Genomic DNA, 517 nt, shown 5'->3' on the forward strand with positions numbered 1-517 from the left:
TTCACGGATCATGGCCTGCTCCTCTTCGAAGCGGAGGCGGTCCGCCCGGTCGGCCTCGTCGCCGTCCCAGTCCTGATTTTCGGCGGTGGGGCGGGGATTGACAATCATCCCCTGGCCATCGTTGTCAGAGCCGCTGCTACTCATGACCCGCTCCCTTCGTTAAGGGCCATCCCCCCAATGTGGATCAAGTAAGCATACGCATTGTCCACAGCCCGCGGAAGTGGTATGCAGGGCAATTACCTACGCTGTGGGCGAAGCGGCGGAACCGGTTTCCCGGCGCCGCCGCAGCCCGTCCACCCACTTCTGCGCTGCTTCGAAGGCATCATCAGAAGTATGCGGCTCCACCACCGTCTCCTGGTTGTCGGCCCGCGCGTAGGAGCCAAGGAAACGGGTGGCCGGGCTGATGCGGTGGAGTCCCGCCAGGGCATCCGCTACACGCGCATCTCCGAGGTGGCCGTCGGCGTCGATACTGAAAAAGTAATGCCCCAGGTACTGTCCCGTGGGCCGGGATTCGATT

The 517-nt window shown here is 63.4% G+C and carries 1 pseudogene; it reads right to left on the minus strand.

Annotation, left to right across the window (positions count from 1 at the left end):
• Positions 1 to 240 precede the first annotated feature (240 nt).
• A pseudogene (locus CXQ89_RS18065) lies at positions 241 to 517 on the minus strand (prephenate dehydratase); the annotation flags it as partial.

Source organism: Arthrobacter sp. ZGTC212, from assembly GCF_002929255.1.
In the GTDB taxonomy this organism is placed as follows: domain Bacteria; phylum Actinomycetota; class Actinomycetes; order Actinomycetales; family Micrococcaceae; genus Arthrobacter_B; species Arthrobacter_B sunyaminii.